This window comes from Pedobacter sp. (genome assembly GCF_965249885.1).
Classification (GTDB): domain Bacteria; phylum Bacteroidota; class Bacteroidia; order Sphingobacteriales; family Sphingobacteriaceae; genus Pedobacter.
In genome coordinates, this window is the sequence record NZ_OZ252254.1 from 3477005 (window position 1) to 3495089 (window position 18085).

An 18085-nucleotide genomic window follows, 5' to 3' on the forward strand; every position below is an offset into this window, starting at 1 on the left:
TCCCGAAAATTTTCGGGACCTCTCAACTAGTAAATAATTAATTAGTAAAACCTCTAAACTAATTAATTCCATCCGCCACCTAACGCTTGGTAAATTTTTACCATTGCATTAAGTTGCTGTTTCTTTGTCTCTATCAACTCCAGTTTAGCTTCTAAGGCATCTCTTTGGGTCATCAATACCTCTAAATAGTCGGCCCTTGCCGATTTGAACAGGTCGTTTGATATGTTGATAGATTGGTTAAGTGCTTGCACTTGTTTATCTTTTAAATCGTAAGTTTTTTTCAGGTTACCAATGCTCGCCATTTGATTAGCTACTTCTATGTAAGCATTCAAAATAGTGCGCTCATACTGATATACCGCTTGCGTCTGTTTAGCGTTAGCTGCGAAATAGCTTGCTTTAATAGCATTCTTGTTAATTAACGGCGCTGCTATATCTCCAGCAATAGAATACAACATTGATTCTGGGAATTTTACTAAATAGGACGGATTGAACGCTTGAAAACCAATAGCGCCAGTAATCCCGAAGGAAGGATAAAACTGCGCTTTAGCCGCTTTAACATCCAACTTCGAAGCAATTAAATCCAGTTCCGCTTGTTTGATGTCTGGTCGGTTAGCCAACAATTGTGAAGGAATACCCACTGGAAACTGATCCGTTACACTATCAAAACTGTTTACATTTCTAGCAATATGCTGCGGATATCTCCCTAATAAAAAGTTGATTTTATTTTCTCTCTCAGTAATCTGCTGTGCAATTTGGTACTCTAAACCTTTTGAACTTAGCACCTCAGCCTCGAATTTGCGTACTGCCAATTCTGTTACCCTAGTCGCTTCCTTTTGCAGTTTCACTACTTCCAAGGCATTGCTTTGTAGTTCTATGTTTTTACGTACCATAGCCAATTGATTATCCAATGCCAAAAGTTCGTAGTAAGAATTTGCAATTTCTGCTACCAAGTTAGTTACAACGAAGTTTTTTCCTTCTACGGAAGACAGATAACGAGTGTAAGCGGCTTTCTTGGCATTACGCAATTTATGCCAAACATCAACTTCCCAGTTGGCATACAATCCGCCCATAAAATCGGGTAGGGGATCTGGCATTTCTTTTCCAGGCTCAATTTCAGTAGTTGCGTCGCCCGCTCCCTGGCTGGTGTATCTCCCCACTTTTTCAAGTCCAGCGCCAGCTCTAATACCAACCGAAGGCAACAATTCGCCTTTTCTTGCCCTTACTTCACTTCTCGCTATTTCAATTTCCTGTAAAGTGATGTTCAGTTCTTGGTTATTTTTTAAAGCGGTATCAATCAGGTTGGTCAGGTATTGATCTTTAAAATAATCTTTCCATTTTATTGCAGCCAAGTTTGTGGTATCGCTTCCACTATTGGCATAAGTATTTGGTGTGCTTTTGTTCTCATTTTTTTGAACAATAGCTGGAATTTTGCAGCTTGAATATGCCATGCATAACAACGCAAATCCCCATATTTTATATTGATTTCTTTTATACATTGCCTTCAATTTCTTCGGTTAACGGATGTTCTTCTTCAATTTTGATCAGTTTACGTTTACTGGCAATAGTGCCGAATACGTAGTACAATCCTGGGATAACAATTACGCCAAACACAGTTCCTAGGAGCATACCCCCGGCTGCTGCCGAACCAATTGTTCTGTTACCAATGGCACCGGGGCCGCTAGCGAAAACTAAAGGAATTAAACCAGCGATGAAGGCGAAAGAGGTCATCAAGATAGGGCGGAACCTCACTACCGCACCTTCCATAGCTGAGGCAAGTATTGATTTTCCTTCGGCATGTTTTAAAGAAGCAAATTCTACAATTAGCACCGCATTTTTACCCAACAAACCAATAAGCATTACCATCGATACTTGGGCGTAAATGTTGTTCTCTAAGCCGAATAACTTAAGGAAAAGAAACGCTCCGAAAATCCCCACTGGCAATGAAAATATAACGGCCAACGGTAAAATGAAACTTTCGTACTGTGCAGAAAGTACCAAGTAAACGAAACCTAAACAGATCAAGAAGATATAAATTGCCTCATTACCACGATTGCTCTCATCTTTTGAAATACCAGCCCAATCTATGCCATAACCTCTAGGAAGCGTTTTCTTTGCCACTTCTTCAACCGCTTTTAATGCTTGTCCAGAACTGTAACCAGCTGCCGCAGACCCGTTGATTTCGGCGGAGTTATACATGTTGTGACGTGTAATTTCCGACAAACCGTACACTTTTTGCATCGTCATGAAGGCCGAGAAAGGCACCATTTCATCCTTTTCGTTTTTCACGTAAAGTTTCATCACGTCAGCAGGTAAAGCCCTGTATTGAGGCAGTGACTGCACGATTACCTTGTACTGCCTACCAAATTTGATGAAGTTGGTTTCGTAGTTACTACCAATTAAATCAGACAAAGTTTCCAGTGCCTTTTCAGGAGTAACCCCTTTTTGCTGCGCTTTGTCATTATCAATGTTAAGCATGTATTGAGGGAAACTGGCACTGTAGAAAGTAAATACCGATTGTAATTCAGGGCGTTTGTTCAATTCCTTAACAAAGTCCTTGCTCACTTTTTCCATTTCTACATAGTTGTTTCTGCCCGCTTTATCCAATAAACGAAGCTCGAAACCACCAGCTGCACCGTAACCTGGGATGGCAGGAGGTTGGAAAAACTCTACCATTGCACCCGGAATATCTTTGGATTTTTCTTCTAACTCTTTGATGATGTCCTGCGCACTGTTTTTACGATCTTTCCAATCCTTAAGGTTGATCAAACAAGTACCCGAGTTGGATCCAGTTCCTTCAGTAAGTACTTCGTAACCAGCTAGCGCCGATACAGATTTTACACCTTCAATTTCCTCGCAAATTTTCTCCAGTCGTTCTGAAATTTGATTGGTTCTTTCCAAGGTTGATCCTGGAGGCGTTTGGATAATCGCATAAATCATCCCTTGATCTTCGTTAGGAATAAATCCCGAAGGAATGGTACTGCTTAAAAAGTAAGTAGCCACGCAGAAAATGCCAAGTACTCCAAATATCGCTACACGGCGGGTTACTACTTTGGTCATTAATGTTTGATAGCGACCTGTTAATCGGTAAAACCAGTTATTAAAGCCGTCTAGTCCTTTATCAATAATCGATTTTTTATGTTGATGATGTGCGTTATGCTTCTTCAACATGATGGCACATAAAGCCGGCGTTAAAGTTAATGCTACAATACCTGAAAGGATAATTGAGGTGGCCATGGTGATGGAAAACTGTCGGTAAAACACACCCACAGGACCTGACATAAATGCAACCGGAATGAATACAGAAGCCATCAAAAAGGTAATGGCTACAATAGCACCACCAATTTCGCTGATAGCTAACTGCGTTGCTTTTAACACAGACAATCGCTTATCGGCTTCCATCTTGGCGTGGACGGCCTCAATTACCACGATGGCATCATCAACCACAATACCAATAGCAAGTACCAAAGCAAATAAGGTGATTAGGTTTAGCGTAATGCCGAAAAACTGCATGAATACGAAGGAACCTATCAATGATACTGGAACCGCAATCGCAGGAATTAAAGTAGAACGCCAGTCGCCAAGGAAGATGAATACCACTAAACCCACCAAAATAAATGCTTCAATTAGCGTGTGTACCACTTTTTCGATAGATGCATCCAAGAATTTAGATACGTCGTAGCTGATCTCATAATCCATGCCTTTAGGGAAAGAAGTCGCTTTGATTTCTTCCATCCTCTTTTTCACATCTTCGATTACTTGCTGTGCATTACTGCCATAAGATTGTTTTAGCACAATAGCTGCTGAAGGTTTACCATTGATGTGCGAATACAAATCGTACATGGAACTGCCAAATTCTACATCGGCAACATCTTTTAAACGTAGGATTTCGCCGTTCGCACTTGCTCTTAGGATGATATTACGGTAACCATCCTCGTTGGTAAAACGCCCTGGGTATTTCAATACATATTCGAACGATTCGGAACGTTTACCCGAACTTTCACCTGTTTTACCTGGAGATGCTTCTAAACTTTGATTGTTTAATGCTTCTAAAACTTCTTCCGAAGATATTTTGTAAGTCAGCATTTTATCGGGTTTTAACCAAATACGCATTGCATATTCACGGTTACCCAAAATGTCTGCAAAACCTACTCCATCCACACGTTTTAGCTCTGGTAGTAAATTGATATCCGCATAGTTGTACAAGAAATTTTCGTTCATGTGCGGATCTTTACTAAAAACGTTAACATACATTAGCATGTTAGGCTGCTCACGACTAATTTTTATCCCCTCTCTAATTACCAAGGGAGGAAGCTTGTTAGTTACGGCGGCAACGCGGTTTTGTACGTTTAAGGTAGCTTGATCGGGGTTGGTACCTAAGTTAAAAACCAACTGGATGGAACACTCGCCGTCGTTACCCGCATCCGAAGTCATATATTTCATTCCCGGAATCCCGTTAAGGGCTCTTTCCAACGGAATTACTACGGCTTTAATTAAAAGTTCGTTGTTTGCTCCAGGATATTCGGCCACTACGTTTACCATAGGAGGCGATATATTAGGAAGCTGTGTTACGGGTAGGCCAACGAGCGCCAATACCCCTATGAATACGATAACCAGCGATATCACTATCGACAACACTGGTCGTTTGATGAATTTGCTAAACATAATTTTTAAGGAAAATGGCTACTACTCTGCTTTTAATTGTAATTGGCTTAGCGCTTGTTTAGGTTCAATAAACTTGAAGTTGATTTTCTCATCGTCCTTCACTTTTTGAACGCCGTCAAACACAATTTTTTCGCCTTGCTGTAGGCCACTTGCTACTACATATAAATCTGGAAGCTCTCCACCAATTTTAATTTCTTTGGATTTGGCCACACCTTTGCTATCAATCACAAATACGTATATTTTATCTTGTAATTCGTAAGTAGCTTTTTGAGGGATGATTAAAGCATTTTTCAAAGGAATTACCATTTGTACTTTTCCTGTTTCGCCATTACGTAGTAACTGATTTGGATTTGGGAATTTTGCCCTGAAAGCGATGTTACCAGTTTCAGAATCGAACTCACCTTCAATAGTTTCTACTTTGCCTTTGCTCCCCAAGATTTCTCCATTGGCTAAAATTAGGCTCACATTGGTGTTGTTTTTAGATTTCGCTTGCTGAAAGTTAAGATACTCAGGCTCTGAAACGTTAAAGTACGCAAACATTTGACTGTTATCAGAAAGCGTGGTTAGCAACTCGCCTTCATCAATTAAACTTCCTAGTTTTTTTGGTAGGCGATCAATTTTGCCATCAAAAGGCGCTCTGATTTCTGTGAAAGATAGATGAAGCTTAGCTAACGACTCTTCGGCTTTTGCTTGAGCTAATTTGGCTTTGGACATGGCCAATTCATTTGGCGCAACTACATTTTTATCGGCTAATAATTTAGTGTTAGCTAATTCAATTTCTGCCGCCTTTACCTCAGCTTGTGCTTTGAGCACTTCAGCTTCGTACATTTTAGGCATAATTTTAAAAAGTAACTGTCCGGCTTTTACATTCTGACCTTCATCTACATAGATGTTTTGCAGAAAACCTTTTTCTTGCGCTCTAATTTCAATGTTGCGAACAGAGCGAATTTGAGACACATATTCTTTAGTGAAAGAGGTGTCAAGTGTTAAAGGACTTGTGGCAGTGTAGTTGGTTTTTTCTTCTTTTTCTTCTTCTTTTTTACCGGAGCAACTGCAATAAAATAGGACGGAGGTACATACACCTACGAGCATTAGATTTTTCTTCATTGTGTTATTATTATTTACCTAGTTGTTAAAAATTAAAGAAAACTTGCTGTTGAGATTTTGCAGTGGTTTTCTTTGTTGCGGTCAAAAATAATTTCACAACCATGAAGTTTTAATGAAGAAATATGAAGCTAACCTTCATAAAAGGAAAATTGAATCAAAAATGTTAGCCGTATTACAGCATTGTGTAAAAAAATAAAGTTTAAAATGGCTTAAAAACAAAAAATCCCGCATTAAGCGGGATTTTATCATTCGAAATATTCTTTCATCTTATCGAAAAAGCTTTTGTCGCCTTTACCGGGCTGCGGCTTAAAGTTTGCCGACTCCCTCAGTTTTTCCAATAAGGCTCTTTCTTCACTATTTAAGGCCTTTGGTGTCCAAATGTTGACGTGGATAATCTGATCACCTCGGTGGTAAGAGTTCACTTCTGGAATACCTTTTCCTTTTAAACGAAGCAATTTGCCACTTTGAGTACCAGGTTCAATTTTAATTTTCGCTTTTCCATCAATGGTTGGTACTTCAACGCTTGCACCTAAAGCCGCATCCGGAATACTCACATGTAAATCATAAACCACATTGTTTCCTTCGCGTTTCAAGGTTTCGTGAGGGATTTCTTCAATTAAAATGATTAAATCACCCGGAATACCACCGTTAGGAGCGGCGTTACCTTTGCCAGCCATGCTCAACTGCATCCCTTCGCTTACGCCAGCTGGAATGTTAATAGAAATCGTTTCTTCACCTCTAACCGTACCATCGCCGTGGCAAGCGTTACATTTAGAAGTAATTTGTTGACCGCTACCATGGCAGGTTGGACAGGTTGCTGTAGTTTGCATTTGTCCTAATATGGTATTAGTCACTCTACGAACGGAACCACTACCTCCGCAAGTTTTACAAGTACTTACTGATCCTTTATCTTTTGCTCCGCTGCCATCGCAAGTTTTACAAACTACCTGTTTGTTCACTTTGATTTTTTTCTCGGCACCGTTGGCAATTTCTTCTAATGTTAGCTTTACTTTAATACGAAGATTAGATCCTTTAGCTACCCTACGGCCGCCTCTTGATTGTCCGCCACCGCCAAAAAAGCTATCAAATGGACTACCGCCACCACCAAAAATATCCCCAAACTGACTGAAGATATCTTCCATGTTCATGCCGCCACCGCCATAGCCTCCGCTAGCAGCGCCGCCTACACCTGCGTGTCCGAATTGATCATAGCGCTGTTTTTTCTCCGGGCTACTTAAAACCTCATAGGCTTCGGCAGCTTCCTTGAATTTGTCTTCAGCAGATTTATCATCAGGATTTTTATCCGGGTGATATTTGATTGCCAGCTTACGGTAAGCCTTTTTTATCTCTTCCGCCGATGCGCTTTTGGAAACGCCAAGCACGTCGTAATAATCTCTTTTGCTCATTTTTTATTAATGATTGAATGATTGAATGAGAAAATGACTAAATGTTATATCATTCAATCATTCAAAACTTAATCATTCCAAATTTTCTTTATTAATGATTTAGCTCTCGGATTGTCATGTTATTCAATCATTCAAAACTTAATCATTCAAAATTTTTATTATGCTCCCACTACTACTTTCGCAAAACGAACAACTTTGTCGTTAAGCGTATAACCTTTTTCCAGTTCGTCAATCACCTTTCCTTTTTGTTCCTCTGTTGGAGATGGAATTTGAGTAATTGCTTCGTGAATATCTGTGTTGAACTCTGTATTGATGCTTTGAATTTCTTTTAGCCCTTTTTGGCTTAAAATGCTTTTCAATTTCGTTTGTACTAATAGGATACCTTCGCGAACAGGTGCCACGTCAGTTGCATTTTCTGTCGATTTTAAGGCACGCTCAAAGTCATCTAAAACAGGTAACAAAGAAACTACCACATCTTTGCCAGCTGTTTGTAGCAAATCAACACGTTCTTTTTGCGTACGACGTTTGAAGTTGTCAAACTCGGCAAATAAGCGTAAATATTTGTCGTTCAGTTCCGCTACGTCGTTTTTTAATTTTTCCTCTACAGAAAGTTCTTCTTTTACTTCTGCGGTTTCGGTATTTTCTTCTGTATTTTCAGTAGGGATATTTTCTAAATTTTCTTCAGTTACGTTCGTCTCCATTACAGGTTCTTCTTCCTTTTTCTTCTTATTAAACATGTGTAATAGTTTTTTTGGTCTGAACAAAAGTTTTGCCAACACAAATAAAACAGCCATGCTGTCAGTTTTGCGTCAAGTACAACTAACAGAATGGCTGTAAATTAAAATTTTGTCAGCAGATCATTTGGTGTCAAGGAAATCAGATATAGTAGAAATAGTTGTTTTTCTAAACTTTTTGATTTCTAAAAGATCCTTGTCTCCAGTTAGTAAATAATCAGCTTTTCCATCTGCCGCTAAAGCGAGTAAAAAATTATCTTTCTCATCTCTACATTCTCTGATATTTGATTTTACGGTAACAAATTCTGCATACTCTTGCAAAACCTCAATAATATCTTCAACGTCTGATGGCGAAAAGAAACGCCTAAGCTTAGGACGTTTTGTAACTTCTATGAATTCATCGAGTAATTCTTCACTGAAAATTATGACGCATTTTTTTGAAAATACGATTTCATCTAGCCTCGAAAAGTCTTTCGTAATCAAAAAGCTTATCCACAAGTTAGTATCTAAAATAACTCTAGTGGTTTTACCTGCCATTACGCCTGCTTCTAACTACATCTACTTCTTTGGAAATTTCATCAAGAGTAGGAGCAGACTTAGATTTTGCTCTAAGTTTTTTCAAAATAGCAGCAAAACTATTTTTAGAAGTATTTTTTTTTATCGTGATGAGATTCAAGTCTGCCAAGTTTTGTAACAATTTGACAGCCTTAGGATTTATGATTTCTATTTTTAAACTATCCATAACATCAAAAATAATAAAAATAGTGCTTAATCTTTAGTTACTTGAGGGTGTTTTTAAGCAATCTGCACATCTTCATGGATCAATCCGTTTTCGCATTTAATGATACGAGAAGGAAAAGTTCTGATGATATGATAATCGTGTGTTGCCATTAAAACGGCCGTTCCACTTTGGCTAATTTGCTTCAATAGCAGCACAATTTCTTCTGATGTTTCTGGATCTAAGTTACCTGTTGGCTCATCAGCTAATATAATTTCTGGATTGTTCAGTAAAGCTCTTGCAATTACGATACGTTGCTGCTCGCCGCCCGACATTTCGTGAGGCATTTTTTTGATTTTAGAACGTAAGCCAACTTTTTCCAACACATCTTTAATACGTTCACTAATCAAGTTTTTGTCGTTCCAGCCAGTTGCTTTTAAAACAAATTCTAAGTTTTGCTCAATGGTTCTATCACCCAACAATTGAAAATCCTGAAAAACAATTCCTAATTTTCTTCTTAGATAGGGAACTTCTTTGTCAGATAAGGTTTTAAGGTTAAAATTGGCAACACTTCCTTCTCCATTTCCAATATGTAAGTCACCATAAAGGATTTTTAGCAAACTACTTTTTCCAGAACCAGTTGCGCCGATTAAAAATACAAACTCGCCTTTAGCAACGTTAAGATTTACATTTGATAGCACTAAATGTTTTTGCTGAAAAACATCGACATTATTAAGGTTAATTACATTTTCCATTGCTCTTTCGTTCTAAAGTTCCAATTTAGTGACCTGTCCAAAAGGAAGATCATTGATGATGTTCATAATTTTTTCCTGATGATCACCAAAGCCCAACTTTTCCAATGATTTGTCTGGTCTATCTACCCTGAAATAGGCTAGGAGCGTAAACTTGTCATCTCTAAGTTGTACGTAATCTGGTATTTTGGCTATGCCTTTAACTTTGATAATATACATGAATTCCAAAAGTAAGGTTTAAGAAGTGAAAAGTAAAAAGTAAAAAGTGAAAAGTGCAGCGTAAATTGATAATCGCGACAAGTAGGAGTGTAATTAGAAGAGCAGATTGACAACAACGTTCAAAAAACAATTTAGCAGTTCAACAAAAACAATCTATACAGAATAAAATTCCCCCTAATCCCTAATCCCATTTAAAAACTGAATAGTATCCACATTATCTGCATAATCCCAAAGCTTTGGATGCTGACTTTGGCCAAACCCAAGTACGGTCAAATTGCTCAAAGCTACATTTCCTACAACACATTGAATATGTTCTCTTTGTTGGTTCAGTTTATCCGATACTTCTTCCAGCGCATCAAAAGTTTCATAATAAAGTACAGCCAGCGGTGATGCTAGACCTTCATCTTCCTTCAATAACAAAAAGCCGTTGTCAAAATGTTTTTGTTGGTTTACTAAATAAATGGATTTGTTGTAATCGTAATTGTTATTGTATTTGAAATGGTTGATGATAGGTTGAAAATCTTCCAAAGGCTCAAAAAAGAATTTGATATCGTAGTTTTTTGGTATGAAAATTTTAGAAATACTACGACAGCCCATTCCGAAATAATCTAAAATATCGTGACCTAGTTGCTTAATTTCTGCTTCGCTTTCATTGCCAGTTAAAACGGCTACGCTATTTCTGTTCTTTCTAATGATATTTGGCACCTTGCCGAAATAATATTCAAAGTATCTGGACGTGTTGTTACTTCCTGTCGCTATAACCGCATCAAAATCTTTCAGTTGCTCAGTAAATACAATTCTGCTTTTTAATTCTGGCAGTAACTCAACCAAATGGTTTAATACAAATGGCAGTAATTTATTGTCCGATGAAGATAACTTGATTTGAGCGATATTGCCAGTTGCTAATACACACATCACATCATGAAAACCTACTAACGGGATGTTTCCTGCTAGTATTAACCCCACTTTTTTGGGTGATGGATTAATTTCGATATCCTTAAACCAATGCTCTAAATCTTGCTCATTTAGCATCTCCGCTAATGCTTTTACCGATTTGTCCACTTCTTCTAAGGTAAACCACGCATTGGCGTTACTGGCCGAATAGATCGTAGCTTGAAAAGCTTCGTTAGGCTGAGCCATGAATTTTCCTAAGGATTTAAAGGCGGAGATTAATTGTGCTTTATCAAGTGATGACATATTTAGAACTATTTTAAACGGATTATGTATTATATTTGCGCTGCAAAGTTAAACTTAGCATTTAGAATTAGACGAAAACATGGCAATTAAAATAACAGACGAATGTATAAACTGTGGGGCATGTGAGCCAGAATGCCCTAATAACGCAATTTACGATGCAGGTACCGCATGGAGATTTTCTGACGGCACCAGTTTAGATGGCATTATTGATTTCGGTGGTAAGGAAATAGACGCTGAGGCCGCACAAGATGCAGTTTCAGATGAAGTTTACTATATCGTATCCGATAAATGTACTGAGTGTAAAGGTTTTCATGATGAGCCACAGTGTGCGGCGGTTTGCCCGGTTGACTGCTGTGTGGATGATGAAGACGTACGTGAAACAGAAGAAGAATTATTGGCTAAAAAAGCTTGGTTGCACCAAGAAAATTAAGTCTAAAAATACTCAAAATCATTTGATAGGGAGATGCTTAACGTATCTCCTTTTTTATTTTCAATGCTTTTCATCTGCCACCTCAATTGTTTTCCTCTTAACCAGCGTAGCTCCCAAACTGGCAGTGACTACTAAAATGATGGAAACCCATTCCTTTGCTGCAAGGTGTTCGCTCAAAAATATAATTCCGCAAATTGCAGCCACAGCAGGTTCTAAGCTCATTAAAATACTAAAAGTTTTTGCTGGGATGTGTTTCAGTGCGCTCATTTCTAACGTGTAAGGTATGGCGCTAGATAACAGTGCTATAGCCAAACCTAATCCAAGTAATTTGAAATTGAGTTGTGCGAAACTTCCATCGACGAGGGCAAAAGGAATAACCACACAGCTGGCCACCGCCATTCCAACACTAACAGCTTGGCCACCATCAATAACTTTGGATACCTTGCCACCAATAACAATGTAGGCCGCCCAAAATGTTCCTGCAAGTAAGGCCAAGCCAGTACCTAATAAGTCGAGTTTGCTATCAACGCTCCAAGGCGCAATTAGAAATATACCAGCGGCTGCAAGTATTGCCCATAAAAAATCTAATGCTTTTCTCGAACTTGATATCGCCAATACCAATGGGCCTAAAAATTCTAAAGTAACGGCTAATCCCAACGGAATTCGAGATAAAGATAGGTAGAAGCTTAGGTTCATCGCTCCGAGGGTAATTCCGTAGGGTATGATGAGTTTCCATTGCGACGTAGAAATTTTATTAAGTTGAGGCCGATAGGCGAGCAATAAAATAATAGCTGATAAAACAATACGCAGCGTTGCGGTACCCGTTGCACCCATCAGTGGAAATATCCCTTTTGCAATTGCTGCACCGCCCTGCACACTTACAATGGCTAACAGTACGGCTGGCACTGGAGGGATATTTTTGAGTTTCATTTGCTTCTTTTTCTGCAAAGCTAATTTGTTTGCTGCAATTATTCTTTTAGTTGAAATATTTTTATTGTAGTCAATGTAGTTATGCCGTGAATTAGTTCATCAGAAAATTAACGATGGGAGAGCGTTATTTTAATCAATTTGATATCTGAATTTCAAACTATCTCCAAACAACCCCTTGTTTAACAACTTTAGTTTCCTTTTAAAGCATCTCTACAATTTGAATGTTGTTGCCGCAAGTGTCGTTAAAGACAGCAATTTTTACGGTTCCCATTGCCGTTGGTTTTACGCTAAATTCAACTCCAAGATCTACGAGTCTGTCATAGTCTTGCTGTACGTTATCTGAATTGAATTGTGTGTAAGGAATACCTGCTTCGAAAAGTGCTTTTTGATAAATTTTAGATGGCTCAAAATGATTTGGTGCAGGTTCTAATAATATTTCAACACCTTCTTGGTCTTCTTTGCTTACAATAGTTAACCAACGACTGTCCTCACTTAACGGAACATCCACTTTTTTTATAAAGCCTAATTTTTCAGTGTAGAAACGCAATGCTTTCTCTTGATCTTGAACCGGAATACTTGTTACTTTTACTTTCATTTTTGAGATTTTAAAATTTACTGTTCAAAATTCTAAAAAGAAAATTTGTCAAACTTTGTAAAAGTTGCTCTTTTTTGAAATTCAGTAGGCGTTAGTCCGACACGGCATTTGAACAACGTACTAAATGAACTCGGACTGTCAAAACCAACTTCAAAACATGTTTCGGTTATTGATTTTCCATTTTTTAAAAACTCTTTTGCCAGTTCAATGCGTTTACTAATGATGTATTGCTTGGGTGTTTGTCCGTAGTACTTTTTAAATAATCTCAGCAAATGGAATTTTGAGGTGAATCGAGCATCAGAAAGTAAGTCTAGGTTCAATTCCTTATCAAAGTGATCATTTATATACTTTCGTGTTCCAATAAGTGCATCAAGCTGTCCTTTGTTAGCATAGTAATGGTCCATCACTTTGCCTGCTTGCTTAAAATAATACGTGTTACTTTCTTCAATCATATTTTTATCTGCTATTACTAAATTGTTACGGCCTATATTTGACGGAAGCAGAACCACAAAAGTCAATATGATTTAATAAATAAGCAAGAAGAATAATTTTTAATAACCCATTTCAGAAAGTCTGTAAAGATTAACATACCCTTGCCTAAGAAATTAGAGATACTTATTGCGTTTTAGAAACATAACTACGTAGATCAATTTTCCTTATTCATATACTTTTGCTAGTTTTGATGCTTAGATTATAGTATTAAAAAAGTGGGGTTTTATATCCGAAAACGGTTCTAAAATTTGAGATGAAATTCGTGGTTGTCAAATAGAAAACATAGTTCTGTTTCATAAACCTGAATTTTGTCGCCACATTTGTCGCCAACCTTGGTTTAGAGGTTGTAAATATGCTCTAGAATAACTTTAAACTTAGATAAAACATGAATTATTGGCTGGTCAAATCAGAACCTTTTAAATACAGCTGGGAAAAATTTAACCAAGATGGCAGGACGTTTTGGGATGGAGTGCGTAACTACCAAGCTCGCAACAACTTAAAAGCGATGAAAGAAGGCGATTTAGTGCTGTTTTACCACAGTAATGAAGGCAAAAACGTCGTAGGCGTGGCCAAAGTAGTAAAAGAATTTTATCAAGATCCAACCACCGATGACACGAATTGGGTGGTTGTCGATTTATCTCCGGTAGAAACTTTGAAAAATCCAGTTAGTTTAGAACAGATTAAAACGGAAGAATCATTAAAAGACATTTCTTTAGTGCGACAAGGACGTTTATCAGTAATGCCTTTGAAAGCTACGGAATTCGATAAAATTTTGGAAATGGGCAGTTAAACCGCCGCCCATTATTGCGTTTACAACTTGAACTTGTTTTGGCATTGCAATTGCTCTGTTAGCGACTAAATTACCAAACAACAAAAATGAAAATTTTATTCACGCTTTTGATAGCTTGTTTTCCCATGCTATTGTGCGCCCAGTTGAGCAATGTCGGCGATTATGAGGTGAAAGTTTCCTCTAAAAATTACAAAACAGTTAAAGGTCATCTCAAGAAAGTAAACGCCGAAGGCATTGCAATTGAAGACTATAAAGGAAACTATATCATTTTTAGGACGGCCGATATTGAAAAAATAAAAATTAAAAAACGTGGCTTAGGATTTTTCGAGGCAATTGGTAGTGGAGCGCTGTTTGGCTTGGGTTTAGGTGGCGCCATTTGGTCGTTAGATGAAAGCGGGGAGAATAGCGGAGATATGGCGAAACTTACTGTTTTACTAACGGCAACCGGAGCAGCAACCGGCACTGTGGTGGGGGCGGTATCTACCTTAACTAGAGGAAAATTAACATTGAGGGTTAACGGCGATACGCAGTACTTTATACAGCATTATCACCTTCTAAAAAAATACGTGGACAATTTTGAGCCAATTCAGCACCTTAGCGCCATTAATGTGTTTCTTCGGTAACTAGCGTGTCTAATTCTTTCTTTTTGGTAGACATTAGTCCGATACTCATTACCAAACTGGATCCCAACACTACTAAGAATAGAAAAGGTGTTCCAATTTCCATCAGTTTCAAATGTTGCGGCAAATTGTAATAAATTAAAATGCTGATCAAGCCCCTTGGCGTTACAAAACCTTCCGGAACAGTATTTTCTCGTTTAAAGAAGTACAAGTAGGCGAAGCGTATCACGTAAATACTTCCTAGAATAATCAGTCCGTTGGCAATTAAAATGAAGTTGTCCAGCTGATAGATATTCATCGTGAAACCGAAAATCACGAAGAAAAATGTTCGGATAATAAAGGCGGTTTCTGCGGATAACTGATGCAGCTGCGTCAAATCATTGGATAGGTTCTTATAAATGAATACCGAACGAAACCAAGCATGTTTAATGGCCTCCGCATTGTTTAAGAACAAACCAAAAGATAAAATCAATATCAGTGCCGATAAGTGAAAAGATTGACCAATAGCATACATTAATATGAGTATTGATATGATCAAAAAGAACTTGATATGATGTTTTAGTCGGCCCATTAAATACAAGAGCGTAACGCAAGCAACTACTGAAAGAATTAAAATGAGTATGGTATTGATTGCCAATTGGCCAAAGGAGCCAACGGTAATTTGTTGATTTGAAACCGCAAAATTGAATAGAATAATGCCTAAGATATCGGAAAAAGAACTTTCGTAGATAATAAATTCCTTACTCTTTTTATTAATGTTAGCAACCGATGGAATGGCAATGGCCGAACTAATGACGCTAAAAGGTATGGCATTCATGAAACAAACGTACAGCTCAGCGCCAGTAATTTGATGAATGATATAGGTAATGACGGCTACGGTAACAATTAGAATGATAAAAGCGGATAAAAAAGCGCCCTTAATTATCTTGTTTTTTTCCTTGGCATACTTTAGTTCCAGTGAGCCTTCAAATACAATTAAGATTAAACCAACCGTACCTAGAGTAGGAAGTATTTGTAGGAAATTATAGGTGTGAATCTGCAGTTTATCGACCAAAAGCCTTAAGCCAATACCTAAAACTAAAAGCAATAATACCGATGGCAGCTTGGTTTTACTAGCCACTAAATCAAATAAGTATGAAAATATTACTAGTCCACTTAAGATAATGAGTACGGTATAGGTGGTCATACTTATTGTGCTTTAGGTTAAAACTATTTAATTTTTTGCAAATAAGGCTTTTAGTTCAAGGGCATCGTTAGGTTGCATTTTTCCGGCTAAAACTAATCTCAATTGTCGGCGTCGTAAAGCTCCTTCATAAAGTTCAATCTCTTCTGGAGTTTCTGGCTTCAACTCGGGCACCGGAATAGTTCTGGCACTTTGGTCAACCGCAACAAAAGTGTAATAAGCCTCATTCGATTTAGCTCTAGTGCCCGACGGAATATTTTCTGCCCAAACGTCAAGTCTAACTTCAACCGAAGTGTTAAATGCCCGCGTCACTTTTGCTTCGATGGTAATTACATCGCCCAATTTAATTGGCTGCTTAAATGAAACATTGTCTACCGAAGCAGTCACTACAATTCTATTGCAATGTTTCTGTGCTGAAATCGCTGCTGCAATATCCATCCAGTGCAATAACCTACCACCCATCAAGTTATTTAACGTGTTGGTATCATTGGGCAACACTAATTCGTTCATTACCGTAAACGATTCTTTTGGGCTTTTAACATTCAAACTCATGGCCGCTAAATTAGTCAAAATACGCAGTTGTTGTATTAATTTTATGTAAAACCTATTGGCCTTGGCGGGCTAAATTACCTATTTGTATTGCCATTTGCTTGCGCTATTGAAACAAGGCTCGGTGATTTTAGTTTCATTTTTTTGACCATCGTAAAACATTAGTGTTGCCTTTGTTGTTGCAAACGTAAAATCATCTATATGCAAAATCAAACACTCATCCAATACTTCCACTGGTATTATAACGATGAGCAAACACTTTGGGTTAAAGTTAAAAATGAAGCGGCTAACTTAGGACAGTTGGGCTTCACTAAAGCATGGCTTCCACCAGCGTATAAGGCAAGTGGGGGAGGATATTCAGTTGGTTACGATGCCTATGATTTGTTCGATTTGGGAGAGTTTGATCAAAAAGGATCAGTACCTACCAAGTATGGCAGCAAAGCTGAATTTTTAGAAGCGGTTAATGCCTTGCGTGAAAATGGTGTAGGTACCTTGGCCGATGTAGTGTTTAACCATAAGGCTGGTGCAGATGAACTGGAAAAAGTGAAGGTACGCAAAGTAGATCCCGAAAATAGGAACGAGTTCATATCCGACGAGTTTGAAATCGAAGCATGGACTAAATTTTCGTTTCCAGGCAGGGGAGATACCTACTCAAGCTTCGTTTGGGATCACCAATGTTTTAGTGGGGTAGATTGGGCAGAAGATATCCAGGAAGATGCCATATTTTCTATACAAAACCAGTACGGCGATAAATGGGAAAAGGTAGTTTCAGAAGAACATGGCAATTACGACTATCTAATGTATGCTGATATCGACTTCAGAAATCCTGCTGTAAGAGAAGAATTGAAGTATTGGGGTAAGTGGATGCATGAAACTTGTGGTTTAGCCGGTTTTAGGTTAGATGCGGTAAAACACATTTCTCACCATTTTTTCAATGAATGGATAGATTTTATGCAGAGCAACGCTGGCGCCGATTTATTCATTGTAGGTGAAAACTGGGAAATAAATAGTGCCGCTGAATTGCATAGTTATATCGATAGAACAGAGGGAAGAATGCAACTTTTTGATTCGTTACTCCATTTAAATTTCCACGAAGCTTCAAAGCAGGGTAATGATTTTGATCTGCAGACCATTTTTGACAACACTTTGGTGCAGTTGAGTCCAAATTTGGCGGTAACTTTAGTGGATAATCACGATACACAACCTTTGCAGGCATTAGAATCTTACGTTGATTATTGGTTTAGGCCAATTGCTTACAGTATCATTTTGCTTCGTGAGCAGGGCATTCCTTGTGTTTTTTACCCCGATGTTTATGGCGCCAAATACGAAGAAGATGGACAGCCGATTGAATTGAACCATGTTGAAGAATTACCCGAGTTGCTTAAGCTAAGAAAAGAGAAAGCTTATGGCTTGCAGCGAGATTACTTTGATCATCCGAATTGCGCTGGTTGGACTAGGGAAGGAGATATTGAACACGAAAATTCGGGTTTGGCTGTTGTAGTTAGTAATGGAGATGAAGGCTTTAAACGTATGGAAGTAGGTGAACATTTTGCTGGGCAAATTTTTATTGATGCCTTGCAAAAACGTACTGAAAAAGTAGAAATAGGAGCAGATGGTTTTGCGGATTTTTATTGCGCTGCCGGTAGTGTAAGCGTTTGGGTATTGAAATAATCTGACAGGCTTACGAAGTTTCGAAACTTC

General features: G+C 38.2%; 19 protein-coding genes. 4 read left to right on the forward strand and 15 right to left on the reverse strand.

Features of this window, described 5'->3' with window-relative positions; translation table 11 throughout:
- Positions 1 to 62: 62 nt before the first annotated feature.
- The 10 genes from ACY2A0_RS14850 to ACY2A0_RS14895 form a co-directional block, all read right to left on the reverse strand.
- On the reverse strand, positions 63 to 1496 hold the full coding sequence (locus ACY2A0_RS14850; protein ID WP_461790252.1) for a TolC family protein: 1434 nt from the start codon (positions 1494 to 1496) through the stop codon (positions 63 to 65).
- A complete protein-coding gene (locus ACY2A0_RS14855) occupies positions 1489 to 4662 on the reverse strand; it encodes an efflux RND transporter permease subunit (RefSeq protein WP_461790253.1) in 3174 nt (1057 codons plus the stop codon). The genes ACY2A0_RS14850 and ACY2A0_RS14855 overlap by 8 nt, the downstream gene beginning before the upstream one ends.
- A 21-nt stretch (positions 4663 to 4683) precedes the next feature.
- Positions 4684 to 5769 (reverse strand): efflux RND transporter periplasmic adaptor subunit, encoded by a 1086-nt coding sequence (locus ACY2A0_RS14860; RefSeq protein WP_461790254.1) that lies wholly within the window; start codon positions 5767 to 5769, stop codon positions 4684 to 4686.
- A gap of 245 nt (positions 5770 to 6014) precedes the next feature.
- A complete protein-coding gene (gene dnaJ, locus ACY2A0_RS14865) occupies positions 6015 to 7175 on the reverse strand; it encodes a molecular chaperone DnaJ (protein WP_461790255.1) in 1161 nt (386 codons plus the stop codon).
- A gap of 158 nt (positions 7176 to 7333) precedes the next feature.
- Positions 7334 to 7969, reverse strand: coding sequence for a nucleotide exchange factor GrpE (locus ACY2A0_RS14870; protein WP_461790256.1), 636 nt, complete (start codon positions 7967 to 7969; stop codon positions 7334 to 7336).
- A 63-nt stretch (positions 7970 to 8032) separates the two neighbouring features.
- A complete protein-coding gene (locus tag ACY2A0_RS14875) occupies positions 8033 to 8446 on the reverse strand; it encodes a putative toxin-antitoxin system toxin component, PIN family (protein ID WP_461790257.1) in 414 nt (137 codons plus the stop codon).
- The gene (locus ACY2A0_RS14880) at positions 8436 to 8651 is read right to left on the reverse strand and encodes a hypothetical protein (protein WP_461790258.1); all 216 of its coding nucleotides are present in this window, start codon (positions 8649 to 8651) and stop codon (positions 8436 to 8438) included. The genes ACY2A0_RS14875 and ACY2A0_RS14880 overlap by 11 nt, the downstream gene beginning before the upstream one ends.
- A 53-nt stretch (positions 8652 to 8704) precedes the next feature.
- The gene (locus ACY2A0_RS14885; RefSeq protein WP_461790259.1) at positions 8705 to 9382 is read right to left on the reverse strand and encodes a cell division ATP-binding protein FtsE; all 678 of its coding nucleotides are present in this window, start codon (positions 9380 to 9382) and stop codon (positions 8705 to 8707) included.
- Between the two features lie 12 nt (positions 9383 to 9394).
- Complete coding sequence (locus ACY2A0_RS14890; RefSeq protein WP_461790260.1) at positions 9395 to 9598, reverse strand: fructose-6-phosphate aldolase; 204 nt, start codon at positions 9596 to 9598, stop codon at positions 9395 to 9397.
- Between the two features lie 174 nt (positions 9599 to 9772).
- Positions 9773 to 10795, reverse strand: a complete 1023-nt coding sequence (locus ACY2A0_RS14895; RefSeq protein WP_461790261.1) for an acyl-CoA reductase — start codon at positions 10793 to 10795, stop codon at positions 9773 to 9775.
- A 79-nt stretch (positions 10796 to 10874) separates the two neighbouring features.
- Between ACY2A0_RS14895 and ACY2A0_RS14900 the strand changes: the two genes are divergently transcribed.
- Positions 10875 to 11225: a 4Fe-4S dicluster domain-containing protein gene (locus ACY2A0_RS14900; RefSeq protein ID WP_461790262.1), complete on the forward strand. Its 351-nt coding sequence runs from the start codon at positions 10875 to 10877 to the stop codon at positions 11223 to 11225.
- 60 nt (positions 11226 to 11285) lie between these two features.
- On the opposite strand, the gene ACY2A0_RS14905 is transcribed toward ACY2A0_RS14900, so the two are convergent.
- From ACY2A0_RS14905 to ACY2A0_RS14915, 3 genes are all read right to left on the reverse strand, one after another.
- The gene (locus ACY2A0_RS14905) at positions 11286 to 12155 is read right to left on the reverse strand and encodes an EamA family transporter (protein ID WP_461790263.1); all 870 of its coding nucleotides are present in this window, start codon (positions 12153 to 12155) and stop codon (positions 11286 to 11288) included.
- A 199-nt stretch (positions 12156 to 12354) separates the two neighbouring features.
- Positions 12355 to 12750: a VOC family protein gene (locus ACY2A0_RS14910; protein WP_461790264.1), complete on the reverse strand. Its 396-nt coding sequence runs from the start codon at positions 12748 to 12750 to the stop codon at positions 12355 to 12357.
- A gap of 32 nt (positions 12751 to 12782) precedes the next feature.
- A complete protein-coding gene (locus ACY2A0_RS14915; protein WP_461790265.1) occupies positions 12783 to 13202 on the reverse strand; it encodes a helix-turn-helix domain-containing protein in 420 nt (139 codons plus the stop codon).
- A 425-nt stretch (positions 13203 to 13627) separates the two neighbouring features.
- Here ACY2A0_RS14915 and ACY2A0_RS14920 point away from each other — a divergent pair, with 425 nt between their 5' ends.
- Together ACY2A0_RS14920 and ACY2A0_RS14925 are read left to right on the forward strand one after the other, a co-directional pair.
- Positions 13628 to 14032, forward strand: a complete 405-nt coding sequence (locus ACY2A0_RS14920) for an EVE domain-containing protein (protein ID WP_461790266.1) — start codon at positions 13628 to 13630, stop codon at positions 14030 to 14032.
- Positions 14033 to 14118: 86 nt separating this feature from the next.
- Positions 14119 to 14655, forward strand: coding sequence for a hypothetical protein (locus ACY2A0_RS14925; RefSeq protein WP_461790267.1), 537 nt, complete (start codon positions 14119 to 14121; stop codon positions 14653 to 14655).
- Here the strand turns inward: ACY2A0_RS14925 and ACY2A0_RS14930 are convergent.
- Both ACY2A0_RS14930 and ACY2A0_RS14935 read right to left on the reverse strand, forming a co-directional pair.
- Entirely contained in the window at positions 14636 to 15838 is a 1203-nt protein-coding gene (locus tag ACY2A0_RS14930; protein WP_461790268.1) for a cation:proton antiporter, read from the reverse strand. The two genes, ACY2A0_RS14925 and ACY2A0_RS14930, sit on opposite strands and share 20 nt — an antisense overlap.
- A 27-nt stretch (positions 15839 to 15865) precedes the next feature.
- Positions 15866 to 16387, reverse strand: coding sequence for an acyl-CoA thioesterase (locus ACY2A0_RS14935; RefSeq protein WP_113635906.1), 522 nt, complete (start codon positions 16385 to 16387; stop codon positions 15866 to 15868).
- Between the two features lie 198 nt (positions 16388 to 16585).
- Between ACY2A0_RS14935 and ACY2A0_RS14940 the strand changes: the two genes are divergently transcribed.
- Positions 16586 to 18055 (forward strand): alpha-amylase, encoded by a 1470-nt coding sequence (locus tag ACY2A0_RS14940; RefSeq protein ID WP_461790269.1) that lies wholly within the window; start codon positions 16586 to 16588, stop codon positions 18053 to 18055.
- Positions 18056 to 18085 lie beyond the last annotated feature (30 nt).